The sequence below is a fragment of the Rahnella sp. BCC 1045 genome, assembly GCF_019049615.1.
Lineage (GTDB): Bacteria > Pseudomonadota > Gammaproteobacteria > Enterobacterales > Enterobacteriaceae > Rahnella > Rahnella contaminans.
Genome location: NZ_JAFMOZ010000012.1, coordinates 1 through 380, shown reverse-complemented (window position 1 = coordinate 380; position 380 = coordinate 1). Strand labels below are relative to the sequence as shown.

The window sequence follows — 380 nt, the reverse complement described above, 5'->3', positions numbered from 1 at the left end:
GCTCGGGGTGAAAGCCTCGGGCTTGCTTTTTTATTGGAAGAAGGCTGTGATGGCCCGTAGCGAGGGTCGATCGAACGATTTTACAAAAGAAGAAGTCTTTCCTATAGGAAAGACAAGGGAAATAGGCTACAATAAGAGAAAGACGATTATTGTACTTGACAAGGGGGAAAACCACGTGAATACTCTCTTAGATAGACAGATAGACCATAAAGAGATTCATACTAAGCAAATACGAAAGCGAGCATTCGTGGCTACGGGATAGTTGCGCGTGCTCGCTTTGTTTTTTCGCCGATTGAAAGAAGACATCAGACAGTAGGGAGGAAGGGTAATGAACAGCAACATCAAAAAAATACTCACCGCGCTTTTAGCCGTCGCAATCG

Annotated in this window: 1 protein-coding gene; it reads left to right on the top strand. The window is 44.5% G+C overall.

Going from position 1 to position 380, the window contains the following annotated elements:
- A partial coding sequence (locus J1782_RS00055) for a hypothetical protein (RefSeq protein ID WP_217151878.1) occupies nucleotides 1–262 on the top strand: 262 nt, incomplete at its 5' end.
- Nucleotides 263–380 lie beyond the last annotated feature (118 nt).